Source organism: Cryobacterium sp. MLB-32 (genome assembly GCF_000738085.1).
Lineage (GTDB): Bacteria > Actinomycetota > Actinomycetes > Actinomycetales > Microbacteriaceae > Cryobacterium.
Map to the genome: position 1 here is coordinate 1 of NZ_JPRS01000432.1, position 827 is coordinate 827.

Below are 827 nucleotides of genomic sequence, written 5' to 3' on the forward strand. Positions count from 1 at the left end.
ACGTCATGATGTTCCTCGCCGCAACAGGCTGTCGATTGGGAGAAGTCCTGGCCGTTCAGTGGGGCGCTTTGGATCTTATGGCCGGCACGGTAGCCATCCGAGCCAATGTCATCCGCGCACGCGGGCAGGGCGTGCTCCTTCAAGACCACACGAAGACCACAGCGGGAGCGAGAACCATAGCCATCCCCCAATCGCTCGTTGACGTACTCCGCCATCGACAGGAGAGCTTCAAGATCAAGAATGATCACGACCTCGTCTTCACGACGATCCGCGGCAATATTCGCGATCCCCGAAACACCTCACGGGACTGGCGAGAGGCCCGCGACCGCCTGGGGTATCCCGGAGTTACGACGCACAGTTTCCGCAAGACCGTCGCGACAGCGCTGGACCAGTCAGGGCTGAGCGCGCGAGAGATTGCGGAGTACCTGGGCCACGCGAACCCATCACTGACGCAGGACGTCTACATGGCCAAGAACACGGGAGGCATCAGAGCCGCCGAAGCCATGAATCGGCTTATCTCCCCATAATTGAATGTGCGGGGTTTATGCGGGGTCAGCCCGCTACAACAGAGAAAAAGCCCCGGACTTCCGCAGAAATCCGGGGCTGTTGTAGCGGGAGCGGGAATTGAACCCGCGACACCACGATTATGAGCCGTGTGCTCTAACCAACTGAGCTACCCCGCCACGGCTTGTCGGCTGCTAGCGCTTCCAAGCCTGAGCCCCCTGTGGGAATCGGACCCACTACCTCTTCCTTACCAAGGAAGTGCTCTACCAATGAGCTAAGGGGGCAGAGCTTCTCAACTGCAGAAGCTGCGCCTCATTTTGGCA

At 59.6% G+C, this 827-nt stretch carries 1 protein-coding gene and 2 tRNA genes; 1 reads left to right on the forward strand and 2 read right to left on the reverse strand.

From position 1 onward, the window contains the following. Positions 1-527 (forward strand): tyrosine recombinase XerC (gene xerC, locus JF66_RS19165; protein ID WP_035880476.1); only part of this gene is annotated, 527 nt, incomplete at its 5' end. A gap of 82 nt (positions 528-609) precedes the next feature. Here xerC and JF66_RS19170 read toward each other — a convergent pair. Next, a tRNA-Met gene (locus tag JF66_RS19170) sits at positions 610-683 on the reverse strand. A 33-nt stretch (positions 684-716) separates the two neighbouring features. After that, positions 717-788 (reverse strand) — tRNA-Thr (locus JF66_RS19175). Between the last annotated feature and the right edge of the window lie 39 nt (positions 789-827).